The 19,098-nt window shown below is 71.5% G+C and carries 16 protein-coding genes; 10 read left to right on the top strand and 6 right to left on the bottom strand.

Annotation, left to right across the window (positions count from 1 at the left end; genetic code table 11):
• Window positions 1-696: 696 nt before the first annotated feature.
• Window positions 697-1,317, top strand: coding sequence for an antibiotic biosynthesis monooxygenase (locus tag ACWGUG_RS03670; RefSeq protein WP_452323852.1), 621 nt, complete (start codon window positions 697-699; stop codon window positions 1,315-1,317).
• A gap of 10 nt (window positions 1,318-1,327) precedes the next feature.
• Here ACWGUG_RS03670 and ACWGUG_RS03665 read toward each other — a convergent pair whose 3' ends face one another.
• A complete protein-coding gene (locus ACWGUG_RS03665) occupies window positions 1,328-2,587 on the bottom strand; it encodes an LCP family protein (RefSeq protein WP_452323851.1) in 1,260 nt (419 codons plus the stop codon).
• Between the two features lie 133 nt (window positions 2,588-2,720).
• Between ACWGUG_RS03665 and ACWGUG_RS03660 the strand changes: the two genes are divergently transcribed.
• Both ACWGUG_RS03660 and ACWGUG_RS03655 read left to right on the top strand, forming a co-directional pair.
• Entirely contained in the window at window positions 2,721-3,803 is a 1,083-nt protein-coding gene (locus tag ACWGUG_RS03660; protein WP_452323850.1) for a DUF998 domain-containing protein, read from the top strand.
• Window positions 3,804-3,844: 41 nt separating this feature from the next.
• Window positions 3,845-5,578 (top strand): CHAT domain-containing protein, encoded by a 1,734-nt coding sequence (locus tag ACWGUG_RS03655; RefSeq protein ID WP_452323849.1) that lies wholly within the window; start codon window positions 3,845-3,847, stop codon window positions 5,576-5,578.
• A gap of 33 nt (window positions 5,579-5,611) precedes the next feature.
• On the opposite strand, the gene ACWGUG_RS03650 is transcribed toward ACWGUG_RS03655, so the two are convergent.
• A complete protein-coding gene (locus ACWGUG_RS03650; protein ID WP_452323848.1) occupies window positions 5,612-5,956 on the bottom strand; it encodes a CU044_2847 family protein in 345 nt (114 codons plus the stop codon).
• A gap of 149 nt (window positions 5,957-6,105) precedes the next feature.
• Here ACWGUG_RS03650 and ACWGUG_RS03645 point away from each other — a divergent pair, with 149 nt between their 5' ends.
• From ACWGUG_RS03645 to ACWGUG_RS03615, 7 genes are all read left to right on the top strand, one after another.
• On the top strand, window positions 6,106-6,285 hold the full coding sequence (locus ACWGUG_RS03645) for a hypothetical protein (RefSeq protein ID WP_378879542.1): 180 nt from the start codon (window positions 6,106-6,108) through the stop codon (window positions 6,283-6,285).
• 110 nt (window positions 6,286-6,395) lie between these two features.
• Entirely contained in the window at window positions 6,396-7,535 is a 1,140-nt protein-coding gene (locus ACWGUG_RS03640) for an acyl-CoA dehydrogenase (protein WP_452323847.1), read from the top strand.
• Window positions 7,535-8,917 (top strand): PIG-L family deacetylase, encoded by a 1,383-nt coding sequence (locus ACWGUG_RS03635; RefSeq protein WP_452323846.1) that lies wholly within the window; start codon window positions 7,535-7,537, stop codon window positions 8,915-8,917. The genes ACWGUG_RS03640 and ACWGUG_RS03635 overlap by 1 nt, the downstream gene beginning before the upstream one ends.
• The gene (locus tag ACWGUG_RS03630; protein WP_378879532.1) at window positions 8,914-9,630 is read left to right on the top strand and encodes a glycosyltransferase family protein; all 717 of its coding nucleotides are present in this window, start codon (window positions 8,914-8,916) and stop codon (window positions 9,628-9,630) included. The genes ACWGUG_RS03635 and ACWGUG_RS03630 overlap by 4 nt, the downstream gene beginning before the upstream one ends.
• Before the next feature lie 44 nt (window positions 9,631-9,674).
• On the top strand, window positions 9,675-10,346 hold the full coding sequence (locus tag ACWGUG_RS03625) for a VOC family protein (protein ID WP_336393889.1): 672 nt from the start codon (window positions 9,675-9,677) through the stop codon (window positions 10,344-10,346).
• A gap of 63 nt (window positions 10,347-10,409) precedes the next feature.
• Complete coding sequence (locus ACWGUG_RS03620) at window positions 10,410-11,450, top strand: serine hydrolase domain-containing protein (protein ID WP_452323845.1); 1,041 nt, start codon at window positions 10,410-10,412, stop codon at window positions 11,448-11,450.
• A 300-nt stretch (window positions 11,451-11,750) separates the two neighbouring features.
• On the top strand, window positions 11,751-13,913 hold the full coding sequence (locus ACWGUG_RS03615) for an alpha/beta hydrolase-fold protein (RefSeq protein WP_452323844.1): 2,163 nt from the start codon (window positions 11,751-11,753) through the stop codon (window positions 13,911-13,913).
• A 99-nt stretch (window positions 13,914-14,012) separates the two neighbouring features.
• Here ACWGUG_RS03615 and ACWGUG_RS03610 read toward each other — a convergent pair whose 3' ends face one another.
• The 4 genes from ACWGUG_RS03610 to ACWGUG_RS03595 form a co-directional block, all read right to left on the bottom strand.
• Entirely contained in the window at window positions 14,013-14,240 is a 228-nt protein-coding gene (locus ACWGUG_RS03610) for an RNA-binding S4 domain-containing protein (RefSeq protein WP_452323843.1), read from the bottom strand.
• 67 nt (window positions 14,241-14,307) lie between these two features.
• On the bottom strand, window positions 14,308-18,147 hold the full coding sequence (locus ACWGUG_RS03605) for an efflux RND transporter permease subunit (protein ID WP_452323842.1): 3,840 nt from the start codon (window positions 18,145-18,147) through the stop codon (window positions 14,308-14,310).
• A gap of 168 nt (window positions 18,148-18,315) precedes the next feature.
• The gene (locus tag ACWGUG_RS03600) at window positions 18,316-18,687 is read right to left on the bottom strand and encodes a fluoride efflux transporter FluC (protein ID WP_336393893.1); all 372 of its coding nucleotides are present in this window, start codon (window positions 18,685-18,687) and stop codon (window positions 18,316-18,318) included.
• Window positions 18,684-19,097, bottom strand: coding sequence for a CrcB family protein (locus tag ACWGUG_RS03595; RefSeq protein ID WP_452323841.1), 414 nt, complete (start codon window positions 19,095-19,097; stop codon window positions 18,684-18,686). Before ACWGUG_RS03595 ends, ACWGUG_RS03600 begins: the two co-directional genes overlap by 4 nt.
• Between the last annotated feature and the right edge of the window lies 1 nt (window position 19,098).

Below are 19,098 nucleotides of genomic sequence, written 5' to 3'. Positions count from 1 at the left end.
CACGCCGTCGATCGTCTCGACGACCGCGCCGGCCGCGCTGCGGAGCGCGCGCCCGGCCGCAGAGACCGCGCTCATCGCGCACCGCGTCGGCAAGCTGGCGGTGCTGTCGCTCCCCGTCGGCGTGCTGGTGTCCGTTCTGACGACCAGCGACGCGACGTGGTGGCACCTCCACTTCTCGCAGCTCGGCACCCATTCCGACCTGTCGGGACGCACCTTCAACTCGATCGTGATCTTCTCGGGGTTCTTCCTCGCCGCCTACGGCGTGTTCCTGTCCCTCGCCCTGCCGGCCGGCATCGGCCGCCGCGCAGCGCGCGCGTTCCGCGGCTCGGTGGTCTCCGCGGGGCTCCACCTCACCGCCGTCGGCCTCGTGCCGATCCCGGTGAGCGCAGTGGTGCACGACGTCATCGCGAGCGGGCTCGGCGTGTCGTTCCTCGCGACGGTGGCCACGGGCCTGGCGATCCCGGGACGCAGCCGGCGATTCCGCCGGGCCACCGCTTTCTGCGTCGGCCTGCTCGCGGCCGGCATGGTCGTGCTCGCCGCGGGCTTCATCACGCTCGCGCTCTTCGAGTTCGTCGCCTTCGTCTCGATGGGCGTCTGGCTCCTCTCGCTGCCGCGCGCCCTGGCCCACCGGGTGACGCCCGCGCCGGCGGCCGAGCAGGTGAGGCCTCCGGCCGGAGCGCCCCGAGAATGGATGCCATGGCAGAACCCGTGGCCCACCCCATCACCGTCGCGATCGAACGACGCATCGACCCTTCCCGCACCGTCGAGGCCACGAGCTGGATGCAGGCCGGCACCGATCTCGCCGCGGGCTTCCCTGGCTTCCTCGGGTCGGGCTGGGTCCGCGCCGGCGAGGCCAGCGACCTCTGGTACATGCTGTACCGGTTCCGCGACATCCCGACCCTCGAGGGGTGGGAGGACTCCCCGCAGCGCTCATGGTGGCTCGACTCCGGCCGTGCCTTCGCGAGCGAGGTCAGGGTCGAGCGCCGCACCGGCATCGAGGGGTGGTTCGACGCTCCGTTCGCCACGCACGTCGAGCGCCGGCATCCGGATCATCCCTCGTCACCGGCCACCGGTCCGGTGCAGCAGCCCATCCCGGCCGCTCCTCCGCGCTGGAAGCAGGCGGTCACGATCTGGCTCGGCTTCTTCCCCACGAACCTCCTCGCGTCGTGGCTCCTCGGCTTCGTCCCGGGCTTCACGGAGTGGCCGCTGATCCTGCGCGTGCTGCTGGCGACACTGCTGCTGACGCCGGTGATGACGTACGCGGTGCTCCCGTGGGTGACACGGATGCTGCGCCCCTGGCTGCAGCGGGGCGCCTGAGGCCCCCGACTCAGCGATTGCCCGCCGAGCAGGTCGCCTGCTCGGCCGTCGACCCGGTGATGTTCTCGGAGAGGACGACGGGCTCCTCGACCGGTTCGGGCGCGCTCGTGCCGCCGGTGCTGGGGCTCGGCGACGGGTCGGTCGTCTCGGGCGGGGCCACCTCGATCACGCCGCCGTTCGACCCGGCGTCGCCTGACACCTGGAGGGGCCGGTTGGCCGCCAGGGCGTCCCACAGTCCCTGCGCCGCAGCGTGGTCGGGGATGACCCGGTTGCGATCGTAGGGGTCCTCCAGCACCGGGTACTGCACGAACACGATCTGATCCAGGGGCACGTCCCTGCCCGCGAGCGCGAGTTGCACGATGCGCAACGGGTCCGCGAGCGACTCGGTCGGCGTGATGTTGTCGGCGGCGGTGGCGGCGAGCCGGAACAGCGTGGCCGGGTTCGCGAGGACCTCCTCGCTCGTCAGCTTCCGCACCAGGCGCGACATGTACTGCTGCTGGTTGCCGATGCGCGCCAGGTCGCTCTGATCGCCCACGCCGTGCCGCGTGCGCAGGAACTGCAGCGCCTCGAAGCCCGCGATGGTCCGCGGCCCCGGCGGCCAGTCGATCCCGGTGAACGGGTCGCGCATCCCGTCGTTGCCGATGCAGACCTCGACCCCGCCGATGGCGGAGGTGATCGCCACGACGCCGCCGAAGCTGACCTTCGCTGCGAACTGGATGTTCTGCTGCGTCAGGTTCGACACGGTCTTCGTCACGCACGCGAGCCCGCCCAGGCGGTACACCGTGTTGATCTGCAGCTTGGGGATCTCGTCGGTCGTCGAGCCGTCCGCTTGTGTGCACGACGGGACGGGCGTCATGAGATCGCGCGGGAACGACACCACCGTCACCCGTCGCGGGTCGTCCGAGACGTGGACGAGCACGTTCACGTCGTTGAGCTCGTTCATCGAGTCCGGCCCGGTGCACCGCGGCCCGATCGCGGCGACGAGCTCGGGCTCGCATTCATCCGTGCCGACGACGAGCAGGTCGAACGGCCCCTCGATGGGGCCCATCTCGGGCGGCGGCAGCGGCGTCTGGTCCTGCAGGACCACGGCGTCCTCGGCGAAGCTCGCGCTGAGGTCGTAGAGGAAGTATGCGACGACGGCTCCGCCGGCGACGAGGAGCGCCGTCGCCGTGACGCCCGCGATGGTCAGCGCCTGGCCAAGGGGGGTCGGCGAGGTCAGCGGCGCGTGACGCGCGACGGTCCGTCGCTTCGAAGCCCCCCAACGCGACAACGGGATCACCCCTTCCCCCGCGTCCTTGCGATCCTGTCATCCTCCCACCGCTGCGCGCATCCCGGGAGAACCGTCACCGAATCTTGACGCGCCGGGCGACCCACGCGACCCGTGCCGGTCGTACCCTGACCTCGTGAGCACCGTGAACACCTCGCCGCGTGATGCCGCAGCGCCCACGCCCGGTCGCCGGGCGGAATCCGAGGCCGTCTACGCCGCCCTCGGCGCCGGAGTGGTCGGCGCCGTCTACGGCTTCTTCGTCGGCGTGTTCGCTCCCGATCTTCAGCTGGCCGGGCAGGCGGACTCGTTCGCCGTCTGGGCGGCGGCCGGCGCGACAGTGGTCGCCGCCGTCGCATCGACGGCCGAGTACTGGCGTGCGCGCCACCGGCCCGGGCAGGAGTGGCGGCAGTCCCTGCCGTCGTGGAAGTTCATCGTGAACACGGTCTCGGTCGTGATCGTGCATGCGGCCCTCGCGTTCGTCGCCGTGTACGCGCTGTACCGCGTGCTCGCGATGGGCTTCATCGGGCTGCCGATCGTCACCTTCTGGGCCGTGGTGCTGATGTCCGTGACCCTCGGCCTCACGACCTGGGTCGTCTTCCTGTCGGTGTCGGCGATGACCACCCAGCGCATGTCGACGCTGCTGTTGGCGTTCATCGCGATCGGCACGCTCACCGCGATGGTGACGACCCCCGATCCGCGCTGGTGGACGATCCACTTCAGCCACCTCGGCACCTTCGAGGACGACCTGTCGAGCTGGGTCTTCAACGGCACCCTGATCGCGGCGGGCCTGCTCGTGACGACGTTCGCGGTCTACATCGCCAACGACATGCGCGCACTCGCGGCGGCGGGGGTCCTCGAGAACCCCCGCGCGCCGCGGACCGTGCCGGTGCTCTTCGTGATCATGGGCATCATGCTCGCGTGCGTCGGCGTGTTTCCCGTCGACGTGAATCTCGCGCTGCACAACATCTCGGCCTCGGGCATGGCGGCGATGTTCCTCGTGCTGCTGATCGGGGGCCCCAGATTCTTCCGAGGGATGCCGCGCACCTACTTCGTGGCCTCATGGGCGTTCCTGGCCGCGATGGCGGCATCGGTGATCCTCTTCATCCCGGCCATCGGGTTCTTCTCACTCACCGCCTTCGAGATCATCGTCTTCGCGCTGGTCTTCGGCTGGATCGCCGTCTTCATCCGCTTCCTCGGCGTCGCCGGTCGGCAGGACTGACGCCCTGTCGCCGGGCGCTGCGCGGCGGGACAATGTCCGCAATGGACGCGTCCGTCATGGAACTGGAGATCGGGCCCGGTTCGGAGCCGGGCTCGTACGTCACCCGTGTGCTCCACTCCGTCGGCGGGGGTGAGCCGACCGCGAGCTTCCGGCTCGACGTGGACGAGCTCCTCGACCGCCGGCCGCTGCTGGAGGCGAGCGTCCTGGCGTCGGCGGTGCCGGCCCGCCGGGTGATGGCGGACAGCGAGGCGATCGTCCAGGACGTCGGCCGCCGCCTCTTCGACGCGGCGTTCACCGGTGACGTCGCCACCGCGTACCGCACCAGCATGGCGGTCGCCTCGGAACGCGGTCTCAGCGTGCAGGTCTCGCTGCGGCTGACCGCTCCGGGACTGGCCGCGCTGCCGTGGGAGACGCTGTACGACCCCGTCACCGAGCGCTATCTGTGCCGCAAGGATCCGCTGGTGCGCAACGTTCCCTCGCCGCACGTCCCCGCCCTGCAGGTGACGCGGCCGCTCCGGGTGCTCGGCATGATCTCGTCGCCGCGGGGTCTCGTCGCCCTGGATGTGGACCTCGAGCGCTCACGGCTCGAGGAGGCGCTGCGCGCGCACCTCGAGGACGGCCGCGTCGAGCTGCACTGGCTCGACGAGGTCACGTGGGACGCGCTGCACGCGAAGCTGCTCGAATCCGCCTGGCATGTCCTCCACTTCGTCGGCCATGGGACGTACGACAGCGCGACCGATGAGGGGGTGCTGGCGTTCGTGGGACGCGACGGTCGGCCGGACTACGTCACGGCCTCCGCCCTCGCCGATCTGCTCGACGAGGCCGAGCCGACACCACCGCTGGTGGTGCTCAACTCGTGTCAGTCCGGTGCCAGCGGACCCACCGACCTGTTCTCGGGCACCGCGGCCGCTCTCGCGCGCAGCGGCATCCGTGCGGTCGCCGCGATGCAGTTCCCGATCAGCGATCCCGCGGCGCTCGCGTTCGCGCGCGGGTTCTACACGGCCCTGGCCCATGACCGCGGCGTCGACGAGGCCGTCCGCAGTGGCCGGATCGGCATCCTCGGCGGCGGACGCGGGACGCTCGAGTGGGTCACACCGGTGCTGTACCTGCGAGGCGACGGCCACCTGTTCGATCTCGTCGGCCCGGCGGCCGGCCCGCCGCCGGAGCAGCGCTCGCCCACCCCGCCTGACGACGACGCCTCCCCGACGGCCGACTCGGGAACGGACACGCAGCGGGATGCCGTGCCCGACGCCGAATCCGTCCGCGGGGCGTCCGCCTGGCGACGATGGGCGATCGGCGGTGCCGCCGCCGCCCTCGCGATCGCCGCGGGCGCGGCGATCTACGCCGCAATGACGATGGCCCAGGGCGGCGGTGGCACCGCCGGCACCGACGAGGGCGGATCCGGCGGCTCCGCCAGCACCGCCCGCCTCGCCGTCCCGCTCGACATCGAGTGGGTCGACACGGGCCTGTACTGCCTCCTCGGCGACGAGTTCGTCATCGAGGTGACCGGGCGCGGCTGGCTCGACGAGACGGCCGAGTCGCAGATCGGGCCGGAGGGCGTCGTCGACGACGCATCCACCGGCACGCGCGTCCTCGCCGAGGCGGGCACCGGCGCCGTCATCGGCACGCTCAGCACCACGCCCGAGGTCTTCGCCGTCGGCGCGGGCACCACCTACGAGTGCCCGGCGCAGGGCGACCTCATGCTCGGGATCAACGACACCGACCTGGCCGACAACAGCGGCGAGTTCGCCGCGTTCGTCACGCTCAACCAATAGGACGGACCGGACGCCGCGGCCATCCCACGGGCGTCAGTCCGCGTCGCGACGCCACGTGAGGGTGACGGTGAAGTTCGCCTGCACCGCGGTCGACGCGATGACGGCGCCGAGGTCGGCCGACAGCTGCAGCCCGAACTCGACCCTCACCTCGGTCGGCGGATTCGGGCCGGACCGCACGGCGTCGAGGACGGCGGCGGCGGCCGGCCGTGCCCGCTGCACCACGCTCTCGAACGACTCGCTCGCCCGGGTGACGACGGCCTCGGTGCGAGCGCCGCCACGGAAGACGGGGCCGGGCGAGGCATCCGTCTCGGGAGCGTTCGAGGCGACGACGATGGAGCCGCCGTCGCCCAGCGGGAACTCGACAAGCTGCGTGACCATGGCACCCGCGCCTCCCCCCGGCGGCCGGCTCGCCTGCCGTGGTGGGAGTCTCCCGCAGGCGGCGGCGCGGTGCAACGGGCAGGGCGCCGGGTCCGGCGGCGGTTCCCCGAGCGGCGTTACAGTTGGGCCCAACGGCACGAGGAGGAGTCATGGCGAACACCGATCGGGATCTTGAGCCCGGAGGCGAAGTCGACCTCGCGATCGAGCGCGCGCTCGAGGAAGCGAACCTTCGTGCCGGCGATGCGACGAGCACGTCGACGGCCTACATCCTCGAGGACCGCGAGGTGTCCGCCGCGGAGGCGGGCGACGCGGACGCTGACGGCGACTGAGGGCCGACCGCACGGCGACATAGGGCGACGGTTGTCAAGACCGCCGTGCGCCGGGCGTCGCGTCGTACGCTCCGAGGAGGCCCCGCCGCACCTGGGAGGTTCGCACGATCGTGGGACGAACGACTGATCCGGTCCTCCGCGACCCCTCGCCGGATGAGCAGCCGCTGACGGCCGGCGACGAACGTGACCGTCGGTCACTCATCGCGCCAGGCCTCCCCCGCGACCGGTGGTGCGCAGAGGCCCTCGCCGAGGCGGTGAGCATCCCGGACCTCGGGCGCGACATCCCGGCCACCATCGACTGGTGCGTGCGGGTCGGACGTGAGGCCCCCGCCGCGGGCGACGGACGCACGACGGAGCTGTGGGACCTCCTCGCGGCGACCGCGGCACGCGATGTCGCAGCGGCCCGCGTCCTGGAACCCCACCTCGATGCGCTGAGCATCCTTCGGCAGGCCGGCACCGATCTCGCCTCCGGCGCCGATCCGTGGCGGGTCCGGGATATCGGGGTGGATGAGTCCTCGTCGTGGGGCGTCTTCGCGGCGGAAGGGTCGGGGATGCGCGTGGACGCGGGCGAGACGTCCTCGGGGTGGCGGCTCACCGGCACCAAGCCGTGGTGCTCCCTCGCGGCGCACCTGTCCCACGCCCTGGTGACGGCCTTCGTCGGCGAGGAGCGCCGCCTGTTCGCGGTCGCGCTGCGCGAGCCGGAGGTGCACCCGCACGAAGGGCCTTGGGTGGCGCGCGGCCTGCCCGACATCGTCAGCGCGCCCGTCGACTTCGACGGGGCCCGCGCGGTCCCGGTCGGCGCCGCCGGCTGGTACCTCTCGCGCCCGGGTTTCGCGTGGGGCGGGATGTCGGTCGCCGCCTGCTGGTGGGGCGGTGCGCGCGGGATCGCCGACGCCGTTCGCGCGGCGGCGTCGTCGGAGCGCGCCGACCAGATCGCCCTCGTCCACCTCGGGCGAGCGGATGCCGCGCTCTGGGGCGCCCGCGCCGCGCTGCGGGAGGCAGCCGCCCTGATCGACGGCGGGTCCGTCACGGACCCCCGGCTGCTGGCCGAGCGCGTCCGCACGACCGTCTTCGGCGCCGCGACCACCGTTCTCGCCGAGGCCGATTCGGCCCTCGGCCCGGGCCCGCTGGTGTCGGATGCCGCATACGCACGCAGGGTGGCCGACCTCCACCTGTACCTCCGGCAGCACCACGGGCTGCGGGATGCCGCACGGCTGGGACGCCTCGCGATCGAGGGCGAGCGCGACTGATGGCGCCGTTCAGCCACCTCGACGACGGCACCGCCGAGTCGGTCTGGCGCGACGAGCTGGCGCGCCGCACGTTCCGTCGACTCGACGATTCGTTCGAGCAGCTCGTCGTGGTCGCCGCGCATCCCGACGACGAGACCCTCGGCGCGGGTGGGCTCCTCGCCCGCGCCGCCCGGCGGGGAGCGCGGATCGTCGTGGTGATCGCGACCGACGGCGAGGCATCCCACCCGGAATCCCCCACGCACGACCAGGCGACGCTCGCGCGCTTACGCCGCGAGGAGGTGGGCCGGGCCGTCGGGCTGCTGGCGCCCGACGCCGAGGTCACCTTCCTCGGCCTGCCGGACGGCGGCCTCGACCGGGTCGAGGGCGAACTCGGCGAGCGCCTCGGCGCCGTCCTCGACGAGGTGCCGGCCGTGGACCCGCATCGGGTGGTCGTCGCCGCTCCGTGGGCGAAGGACCGCCACCGCGACCACCGGATCGCCGCCGAGGTCACCGCGGCGATCGCCGCCCGTCGCGGATTCACGCTGCTCGGGTATCCGGTGTGGGCGTGGCACTGGGGCACACCGGCGGACGTGCCCTGGGAACGGCTGGTCGCACTCGCCCTCGACGACGGCGAGCGCCGCGCGAAGCGGCAGGCACTGGCGTCGCACACCACCCAGACGGCGCCGCTGTCCGATCTGCCCGGCGACGAGGTGCTCCTGCACGCCGGCATGCTGGAGCACTTCGACCGCGACGTCGAGCTCTTCGTGGTCGAAGCGGGCGCCTTCGAGCAGCCCCAGGAGAGTCTCGACGCCCGCTGGTTCGACGACTTCTACCGGCGCAACGGCGACGACCCGTGGGGATTCGAGTCGCGGTGGTACGAGCGGCGCAAGCGGGCGGTGCTGATGGCGACGCTGCCGACCGCCCAGCTGGGCGACGTCTTCGAGATCGGCTGCTCCACCGGCATGCTCACCCGCGAGCTCGCCGACCGCGCGAGACACGTGATCGCGATGGATGCCGCGGCCGCCGCCCTCCAGACGGCCCGCGCCCGCCTCGGCGACGGTGCGCGGGTGTCGCTCCGCCGCGGTAGCGTCCCGGCGGACTGGCCGGAGGGCCGTTTCGACACGATCGTCCTGTCAGAGGTCGGCTACTACCTCTCTCCGTCGGACCTGCAGCGCACGATCGCGCTGATCGAGGGGTCGCTCGCCGACGACGGCCGGCTGGTCGCCTGTCACTGGCGTCACCCGGTCGCCGCGTATCCGCAGGCGGGCGACGACGTGCACGAGGCGCTCCATCGCGTCGCGGCGTGGGACGCGATCGTCCGCCACGAGGAGCGCGACTTCGTGCTGGAGGTCTTCGCCCGGCGTCCCGCGCGCTCGGTGGCCGAGGCCGAGGGACTCGTATGAGCCGCCGGCAGGCCGACGTCATGGTCGTGGCCGTCCCGGTCCGCGACGAAGAGCTGCTGCTCGAGGCATCCCTGTCGGCCCTCGCCGTCGCCGTCGACCGCGGGTCGGCGGCCGGCATCAGGACCGAGGTGCGCATCGTGTTGGATCGGTGCACGGATGCCTCCGCCGACGTCGCCGCGCAGTTCGCGTTCCCCACGCTCGTCTCGACCGCCGGCCGGGTGGGCGCCGCCCGCGCCGCCGGCATCGCCCACGCGTTGAACGCGCTCGCGGGCGTCCCGCTCGAGCGGGTGTGGATCGCCAGCACCGACGCCGATTCGCGGGTGCCCGCAGGGTGGCTCACGCACTTCCGCGAGATCTCGCGGATCGCGGACCTGTGCGTCGGCACCGTACGGCCCGACTTCGATGACCTGTCGGTCGCGCAGCGCGCCCTCTGGCTGCGCACCCACACGCGCGGCCGACCCAACGGGCACGTCCACGGCGCGAACCTCGGGCTGAGTGCGCGCACCTATCTCGACGCCGGCGGGTTCGCGCCGCTCGGTGAGCACGAGGACGTGGACCTCGTCACGCGGTGCCGCAACCGCGGCGCGCGTATCGTCGCCAGCGACGAGGCCGAGGTCATCACGTCCGGCCGCCTGACCGGCCGGACGCCCGGTGGGTATGCCGGGTACCTGCGCCAGCAGGCGACAGATCTCGCACGCGACGCCTCGGAATAGACGGTCGCGTCGACCGAAACCGGAACAACAGTGAAGGAGCTGTCATGGACGAATCGCCGACAGGCCCATCGGAACGGATCTCCACCACCGACTTCCGCCGGGCGAAGAAGACGGCGGATTGGCCGGTCACGCCTTTCGGTCCCGAGGCCGTCTTCACCGCCGCGTCGTTCTCACAGGCAGCGGAGCTCATCGCGCCGATCGTCGCCGCCGCCGAACGGTACGGGGTCCACCCGGACGTCGACCTGCGCCCGGAAGGGGTCGTCGTGCGCATCCCGGCAGACGACGACGGCATCCCCGCGGCGGCGATCGCGTTCGCGGCGGAGGTATCCGAGGCGGCCGCGGAGCTCCGGCTGGCCGCCGAACCCTCGCGCGTGCAATCCATCGGCGTTTACGTCGCCCAGAACTCACGGGCCGACGTCCGTCCGTTCTTCCTGGCCGCGCTGGGCTACTCCGCGTGGGGCGACACGGATGCCGTCGACCCGCTGCGCCGCGGACCCCAGCTCGCCTTCAACCCGATCGCCGGCGACGTCGCGGCGCGAGGCCGCACGCACTTCGACGTCTATGTGCCCGCCGACCAGGCGCAGGCGCGAGTGGACGCCGCCCTCGCCGCCGGCGGGAGACTGGCCGACGACACCCACGCTCCGGCGTGGTGGTCGCTCGCCTCGCCCGACAACCACGGCGTGGACATCGCCGCCTGGGCTGACGCACCTCGCTGACACGACGACGCGGCGGGGGCTACGTTGGGCACAGTCGTCCCCCAAGGCTTCGGAGGCCCGACCATGAGCGTTCCCCTGACCGCCGAGGCGCTTGACGCCGCCATCGCAGCGGAGTCGTTCACCGGTGTGCTCACGATCGATGAGGGAGACACCCGCACGCTCGAGCGCTGCGAGGGATTCGCGCACCGCGCGCTCGGGGTGCGCAACACGCCGAGCACCCGCATCTCGGCCGCGAGCGGAAGCAAGGGCTTCACCGCGCTCGTGATCATGCGACTCGTCGAGGACGGCATGCTCGACCTCGCGGATCCCGTACGTCCCCTGCTCGGTGACGACCTGCCGCTGATCGACGACAGGGTCACCGTCGAGCACCTCCTCACGCACACCTCCGGTATCGGCGACTACCTCGACGAGGAGGGCGACGGAGAGATCGACGACTACATCTTCTCCCTGCCGCTGCATCTGCTCGCCGAGACGGAGGGGTTCCTCCCCGCCCTCGACGGCTTCCCGCAGAAGTTCCCGCCCGGCGAGCGCTTCTCCTACTGCAACGGCGGCTACGTGGTGCTCGCGCTTCTCGCCGAGCGCGTCAGCGGCCGCGGCTTCCACGACCTGGTCCACACGGAAATCTGCGACCGGGCGGGTCTCACCGGGTCCGCCTTCCTCCGCTCCGACGACCTCCCGGGCGATGCCGCGCTCGGCTACCTGGAGGGGGAGGGCGACCGCACCAACGTGCTGCACCTCCCGGTACGCGGCAACGGCGACGGCGGCATGTACTTCACCGCCGATGACCTGCACCGATTCTGGAACGCACTCCTGGACGGCAGGATCGTGGCGCCAGACACGCTCGCCGAGATGACCCGTCCTCGCCTCGATGTGCCATCGGAGCACAAGCGATACGGGATGGGGCTGTGGCTGGGCCGCCGCAACTCGTCGCTGATCCTCGAAGGCTACGACGCGGGCGCGTCGTTCCGGTCCACCCACATCCCGGAGACCCGCACGACGGTGACGGTGCTGGGCAACAGCTCGGAGGGCGCCTGGCCGGTGATCTACGCCCTCGCCGACGCCATGGACGGAACCGTCCGGGGCAGGTTCCCCGACGAGAACTAGCGCGCCCGAGTCCGAACAACCGGGATCGGCTCGGGAGGTATCGGAGGCAGTTCTGTACAACGTTGCAAATTCCTCTTGACCTTCACTTGCCGGGACATCACGATGGGCGGGTAGGGAATTTACGACGTTGTAAACCGCACACGCGGAGCTACGTCGCCGCTCCGCCGGCGGCTCATCCCTCCCGGCGGGCAAGGCTCCCGCATGACGCCATGCGGGAGGTCACACGAGAGGAAATCAAAGGTGATGTGGACAGATCAAGGGCGGGGCACTGAGAAGCGCTCCCGTCGTGTGTGGGTGGCGATGGCCACTGCGGCCGCGTTGGGCGTGTCTACCCTCCTCACGGCGCAGCCGGCCGCCGCCGCCGAAGACCCGTGGGTCGCCGAGATCGACAACGTCGTCCCAGACGTCTACCGGTTCACGGTTCCCAACTCGGCGATTCAGCCGGCGACCGGCATCGCGGGCTCGGTGGTGGCGGTCGAAGGCAACTTCGCGCCGGGCAAGACCTGGACGACCCTGAACATGGGGTCCGGCGGAGGCAACTGGACCTCGACCATCGGCCCGCTCGAGCCGGGTCTGTACTACTACCAGTACTCGGCACGACCGTCGTGGGGTGAGGACGCCATTGCGTTCCGCAACCCCGCCAGCGCTCAGGAGGTGACGTCGAAGCCGACGTGGAACACACTGTTCGTCGACGGCCCGGGCGCCGAGTGGCTCGCGGACGAACCCGCGGGCGGGAGTCTCGAGGAGCTCAGCTACGACAGCTCCGTCGCGGGCGCCGAGCGGTCGGCCCTCGTGTGGACGCCCCCGGGTTACGACGAGAACCGCGCGGAGCCGTACCCGGTGCTCTACCTCCTCCAGGACGAGGGTCAGAGCTATCGCGAATGGGTCGAGCTCGGGCGGCTGAAGCAGATCCTCGACAATCTGACGGTCGACGGGGACGCCGAGCCGATGGTCGTCGTGATGGGCGACGGCGAGACGGATGAGATCCGCGGTGAGGTGGTCAAGAACCTGCTCCCGGCTGCGGAGGGGGCGTTCAACATCTCGGGCGACGCCGATGACCGCGCGATCGCCGGTATCGGGCGTGGCGCCGAGCAGGCTCTCAGCCTCCTGGTCAGCGCCACGGGCGAGTTCTCGAACGTGGGCTCCTTCTCGGGTGACCTCGAGCAGAACGTGGGCAAGGGCAAGGCGCGGCAGATCAACGACGCGACCGACCTCATCCGCCTGTACGTCGGGAACGTCACCGACCCGAACTACAACCCGACGGTGGCCCTCGCCGACAAGCTCGGTGCCGCGGGCGTCGAGTTCCAGTCGGACGGCTCCGACCCCGAGACCGGCGGCACCTGGGACACCTGGCAGAAGAACCTGCACGACTTCGCGCAGCGGGTGTTCCAGGCCCCGGGCGACACCGGTCCGAGTGAAGGCCACCTCCCGCTCGAGCCGCACTCGCTCCCGGCCCCGGGCACCACTCCGACGCCGTGGATCGACGAGAACGGCGTCGTGACCTTCGAGACCGGGACGGAGTTCGCCGACGCGAACAACGTGACGGTGTGGGGCAACTTCGGCCCTGCCGGCAGCTGGCCGCGCACGCCCATGACCAAGCAGGACGACGGCCGCTGGCGCCTGACGATGCCGGTCGAGGCGGGCTCGTACTACTACAAGTTCGTGGTCGAAGGTGTCGACCACAAGGACGAGACGAACCCGACGACGGTGTTCTCCGAGCCCAACTGGAGCACGTTCCAGGTGCCCGGTGACGAGACGCTGCGCGGCGAGTACACGACCCCGGTCGCGCCCGAGCTGCGCGGCAGCGTCGAGGTCATGAACTACACGAGCACGGCGAACGGCAACCCCGAGCGCTCCGCGTACGTGTGGACGCCCCCGGGCTACGACGCCGAGCGTGAAGAGCCCTACCCGGTGTTCTACCTCCAGCACGGCGGCGGACAGACGTGGACGGACTGGATCGAGGTCGGCTTCGCCGCCCAGATCCTGGACAACCACTACGCCAAGGGCAACATCGTGCCGATGGTGGTCGTCATGGCCAACGGCAACGGCGTGAACTTCCCCAACGAGATCACGCAGCGCATCACCGTGGCAGCCGAGGCCCAGTACAACGTCAGCAGCGAGGGTGAAGACCGGGCCCTCGCGGGACTGTCGATGGGCTCCGGTGCGACTCTCACCACGCTGTGGGCGCACCCGGGTGAGTTCGCGTACATCAGCGGGATGTCGGCGTTCGGCAGCGTTCCCGCCGGCGCCGACGTCGCAGCGATCAACGAAGGCACCAAGCTGCTGCGCATCTACTCCGGTGACGTCCAGGACTTCACCTACGGAGCGACGCTGAGCCTGATCAGCAGCATGACGAACCGCGGTGTCGAGCATGAGTTCGCACCGATCATCCCCGGCCCGCACAGCTGGGACGTGTGGCAGAAGTCGTTGATCGACCTGCTGCCGCGCCTGTTCCAGGGCTGACGCCTCGGGCTCGATCGGGTGACACGACGGCCCGTGAGGGCGAGAACCGCATTCTCGCCCTCACGGGTCACCGGCTTCGCACAGCAGGCGGATCGGACTTCACGCGCAGACGCGAACCCGGCGGCCCTCGTAGCCGACGACGTCACCGAGGCGGAGCTGGCGCCCCCTGCGTCGGTCGACCTCGCCGTTCACCGTCACGGCGCCGTCGATGATCGCCTCCTTCACCTCTCCTCCGGAGTCGAGGAGCCCGGCGAACTTCAGGAACTGCCCGAGACGGATCGCCCCCCCGCCGATCGAGACGTCGTCGATGCGAGCCGGGTTGGTCATCCCCGAATCGTAGCCGCTGCTCCCGCCGGCTCTTCAACCGGGGCGGTCGCCCGGTCGGACCCGCGACTCAGCCGTCGCCGCGGGTGCGATCCCCGTCGTCTTCGCGCCGGTCCGGATCATGCGCGTCCCCGGTCTCGTTCTCGCGCTCGAGCGGCGCTGAGGTCTCCGCAGTTGCGGTGTCCGCCTCCTCGTCCGGCGCCGCGGCAGGCTCCGCGGGGACATCGTCGGATGCCTCGGCCTCGCCGGTCTCGTCCGAACTCGGCGTCGCCTCCGCCGGCGCAGCAGCCGACTCCGACACCTCGATGTCGGGACCCTGCTCGATCACCGGCACCTCGCCCTCGCCGTCGGCCCCGACACCCCCGGGCTCACCGGCATTCGCCGGCTCAGCGGCATCCGCAGGCTCCACGTCCACCGGCTCACCGGCATCCGCGGTATCCACGTCCACCGGCTCCACGTCCACCGGCTCCACGTCCACCGGCTCGACGTTCGCCTGCGCGGGCTCCACGTCGTGTGCCGCGCCGGCGGGCGCCGGCGTGGCATCCGACACCTCGATGTCGGGCCCTTCCTCGATGACGGGCACCGCGATCTCCGAGGTATCGGTCGAGACCGCGCCCGCGGACTCGCGCAGACGGCGCTGGCGTCGCGTCTCGAATGCCGCCGCGGCGGCGGCAGCGGCACCGGCTCCGGCAGCGCTTCCGCCCGCGGCCATCTCGCCGCTGCCATCGGCCTCGCCCGCCGCAGCGCCCGCGCCGACGAGCGCCGGCACGGCCGCGGCATCCGTCCCGCCGGCGGGACCCTCGCCGTCCGGCCCGGGACCGCCGTCACGTCCGCGGCGGCGCTCGGCCCGCCGTTCCTTCGCGCCCTCGACGAGGTTGTAGAGCGTCGGCAGCACGAGGAGCGTCAGCACCGTCGACGACACCAGGCCGCCGATCACGACGATCGCGAGCGGCTGCGAGATGAAACCGCCCTGGCCGGTGATGCCGAGGGCCATCGGAGTGAGGGCGAAGATCGTCGCGAGCGCGGTCATGAGGATCGGGCGCAGACGGCGCGAGCCGCCGGCGATCGTGGCGTCGCGGGCCGACAGCCCCTTCTCGCGGTACTGGTTGACGAGATCGACGAGCACGATCGCGTTCGTGACGACGATGCCGATGAGCATCAGCACGCCGATGAGCGATGCGACCCCGAGCGGCACACCCGTGATGATCTGCAGCAGGATGGCGCCGGTCGCCGCGAACGGCACCGAGATCAGCAGCAGCAGCGGCTGGCGCAGCGACTTGAACGTCGCGACCATCACGATGTAGACGATGAGGATCGCGGCCAGAAGCGCCAGGCCGAGCTGCGTGAAGGCGTCCTGCTGCTGCGTCACCACGCCGCCGAGGGATGCGTCGGCGGATGCCGGCAGGTCGGCGTCTTCCAGCGCGGTCGTGACCGCGGCCGAGGCGCTGGCGAGGTCGTCGGTCGACGGCGTCACCGTCACCGTCGAGGTGCGCCGGCCGCCTTCGGTCGTGATCGAGGTCGGGCCTTCGCTCTCTTCGACGGTCGCCACCTCCTCGAGGGGGATGGGTCCGGTGGCGCTCGGCACCTGGAGCTGACGCAGCTCGTCCAGCGACGCGGGCGTCTCGGACGCCGCGAGGTACACGGTCAGCGACGTGCCGTCGATCTCGACCGAGCCGATCGACTGCGGCTGCATCGTGTTCGACACCAGCGCGCCGACGGCGACCTCCGAGAGGCCCAGCTCGGCGGCCCGCTCGCGGTCCACCGTCACGGCGATGTACGGCAGCGATGCCGAGAGGTTGCTCGAGACCTGGCCGACGCCTTCGGCTGCGTCGACGGCCTCGACGACGGCATCCGTCGCCGTCTCCAGCGTGTCGGCGTCGGGCGCCGTCACATCGATCTCGATGTCGCTCGATCCGAACCCGCCGCCCGCCGCCGAGACGGTGATCTCGCCGGCGTCGTCGAGATCGGCGACCGCCGCCTGCACCTCTTCGCGCAGGGCGACCTGGTCGACACCGGGGTCGGTGGTGATCGAGTAGGTGATGCCGCTGCCGCCGCCCGAGAAGGCGTCGCGCAGCGCCGAGCCGCTGGAGCCGATCGACACCTGGACGGTCTCGACGCCCTCGATGCCGAGGAGCACCTCCTCGACCTCCTCGGCGGCCGCGCTCTCGGCCTCGAGCGAGGGCGCCGCGCCGATCTCCTGCGTCATGGTGAACGTGTTCTGGCCGGAGTCGCCCAGGAAGTTCGTCTTCATGAAGGGCGCCGCGGCGATCGTCGCGGCGAGCACGAGCAGCGCGAGTCCCAGCGTCACCCACGAGTGCTTCAGCGTCCAGCGCAGGATCGGCAGGTACGACTTCTGCAGGCGGCTGGGCGGCGCCGCAGGGTCCTCCGGGTCGATCGCGACGCCGCGCTCGTCGAGGATCGGCTTGCCGGGCTTGAGGAACCAGTACGCCAGCACCGGCACGATCGTGAGCGCGACGAACAGCGACGCGGTCATGGCGATGGTGACGGTCAGCGCGAACGGGCGGAAGAGCTCGCCGGTGACGTCGCCGACGAAGGCGATGGGCAGGAACACCGCGACGGTCGTGATCGTCGACGCCGTGATGGCCGAGGCGACCTCGCGCACGCCGCGGAGGATCGCCCTGCGCTTGTCGGCGTCGCCGACGTAGTGGCGCTTGATGTTCTCGATGACGACGATCGAGTCGTCCACGACGCGTCCGATGGCGATCGTGAGCGCGCCGAGCGTGAGGATGTTCAGCGAGTACCCGAATGCCTGGATGCCCACGAACGTGATGAGCACGCTGGTGGGGATGGAGATCGCGGCGACGAGCGTCGAGCGCACCGACAGCAGGAAGACGAAGATCACGAGCACCGCGAAGACGAGGCCGAGCAGGCCCTCCTTCGCCAGCGTGTCGATCGACTCCTGGATGTACGGCGCCTGGTCGAAGACGACGGTGAACTGCGCACCGCCCAGCGACTCCTCGAGGTCGGGCAGGATCGCCAGCACCCCCCGCGAGACGTCGACGGTGTTGGCCGCCGGGAGCTTGGTGACGGCGATCGTGACCGCGGGCTCGCCGTTCACGCGCGAGACCGTCGTGACCGGGTCGGCCTCCTCGGCGACCGTCGCGACGTCTGCGATCGTCGTCGCCCCCGCCAGCGTCTGTTCCGGCGTCGACGGCACCAGCGGCAGCGCCGCGATCTCGTCGACCGTCGTGATCTTGGCGCCCGTCTGCACGGTGAGCGTCTCGTCGCCCTCGGTGATCTCGCCGCCGGGGAACAGCACGCCGTTCTGCTCGAGCGCGTCGCTGATCGCCTGCTGCGTGAACCCTGCGGCCGCGAGCGCCGCCTGGTCGGGCGTGATGGTGATCCGCTGCCCGACGCCGCCGACGATCTGCGCCGCGTTCACGCCGGCCACGTCCTCGAGGTCGGGGATGACGGATGCCTCCAGCTGCGACTGGATCGCCTCCTCGTCGTCGTAGCCGGTCACGGCCAGCTGGATGACGGGGAAGTCGTCGATGCTCGCCGAGATGACGCTCGGCTCGACGCTCTCGGGGAGCTGGCTCTTGATGCGGTTGATCGCCTGCGTCATCTTCTGCTCGGCGGTGGCGAGATCCGTGCCGTAGGTGAAGGACGCCTGCACGATCGAGGCGTTGGTGGTGCTGGTCGCCGTCGAGGTCTCGAGCCCCGGCACGCCCTGGATGGCGTTCTCGATCGGCACCGAGACGTCGTTGCTCACGACCTCGGGCGACGCGCCCGGGTAGGTCGACACCACGATGAGGGCGGGGAACTCGATCGAGGGGATGAGCTCCTGCTTGAGATTCGTCAGCGCCAGGCCGCCGAAGATGGCGGCGACGATCGTGATCAGCGCGATGAGCGCGCGGTTCTTGAGGCTCAGGACGGCGAGGTTGGACACAGGTGCCTTCGCTGGGTGAAGTGGTGCGACGGATGATCTCGATACGGTCCCCGTTTCGCGCGGAACCGCACTCGATCCGGCGGCAGGAGCCGGCACGATACGAAGATGTATCGGGTGTCAGTATTTCATGCAGCTCTCATGTGAGCGCCCTGAGTGCCGGTCGACGGGTCACGCCGCCGCGGAGCCGAGCAGCAGCCCGAGCCCGGCGGCGACCGCGGCGAGCGCGAGCGTGCCGAAGAGGTTGAGCGCGGCATCCCGCCACCGCCGCCGCTCGGCGAGCAGCACCGTCTCGACCGACACCGTGCTGAAGGTGGTGTACCCGCCCAGCAGCCCCGCACCGAGGGCGAGCGACAGCCCGGGCGCCACCGCCGCGCCGAGCCCCGTGAGCACGCCGAGCGCGAATGACCCCGAGACGTTGACGATCAGGATGCCGACCGGGAACCGCGCGCCCGCGGCGGGCGTGACGAGGCGGTCGACGAGGTAGCGAAGGCCCGCCCCGACGCCCCCGGCCGCGGCGACCACCAGCAGCAGGGGACTCATTCGGCGTCCTCGGGTCCCTCGATTCGGCCGGGGGCGTCGGCGATCCGGCGTCCGAGGAAGAGGCCGACGACGGCTGCCACGACGCCGGCGGTGACGGATACCGCGGCCAGCGCCGAAGCGAGCCACGGCGTCGCCGCCCACGCGGCCGTCGCCACCGCGAATGCGCTGTAGGTCGTGAACCCGCCGAGCACGCCCGTGCCGAGGAACCCGCGGAGCAGCGGACGCCGCCCGTCGAGCCATCCGACGACGATGCCCAGGAGCAGCGAGCCGGCCGCGTTGATGCCGAGCGTCACCCACGGCACGGCGGCGGGGTCGCCGACCGGCAGGACGATCGCGGCCCGGGCCAGCACGCCGACCGCCCCGCCCGCCACGGTGACCGCGAGCACGCGGACATCGACGGGCTGGGGCATC

The sequence above is a fragment of the Microbacterium sp. NPDC055455 genome, from assembly GCF_053619935.1.
Note: the sequence above shows the minus strand (reverse complement) of the source record. Positions and strands in the feature narration are given on the sequence as shown.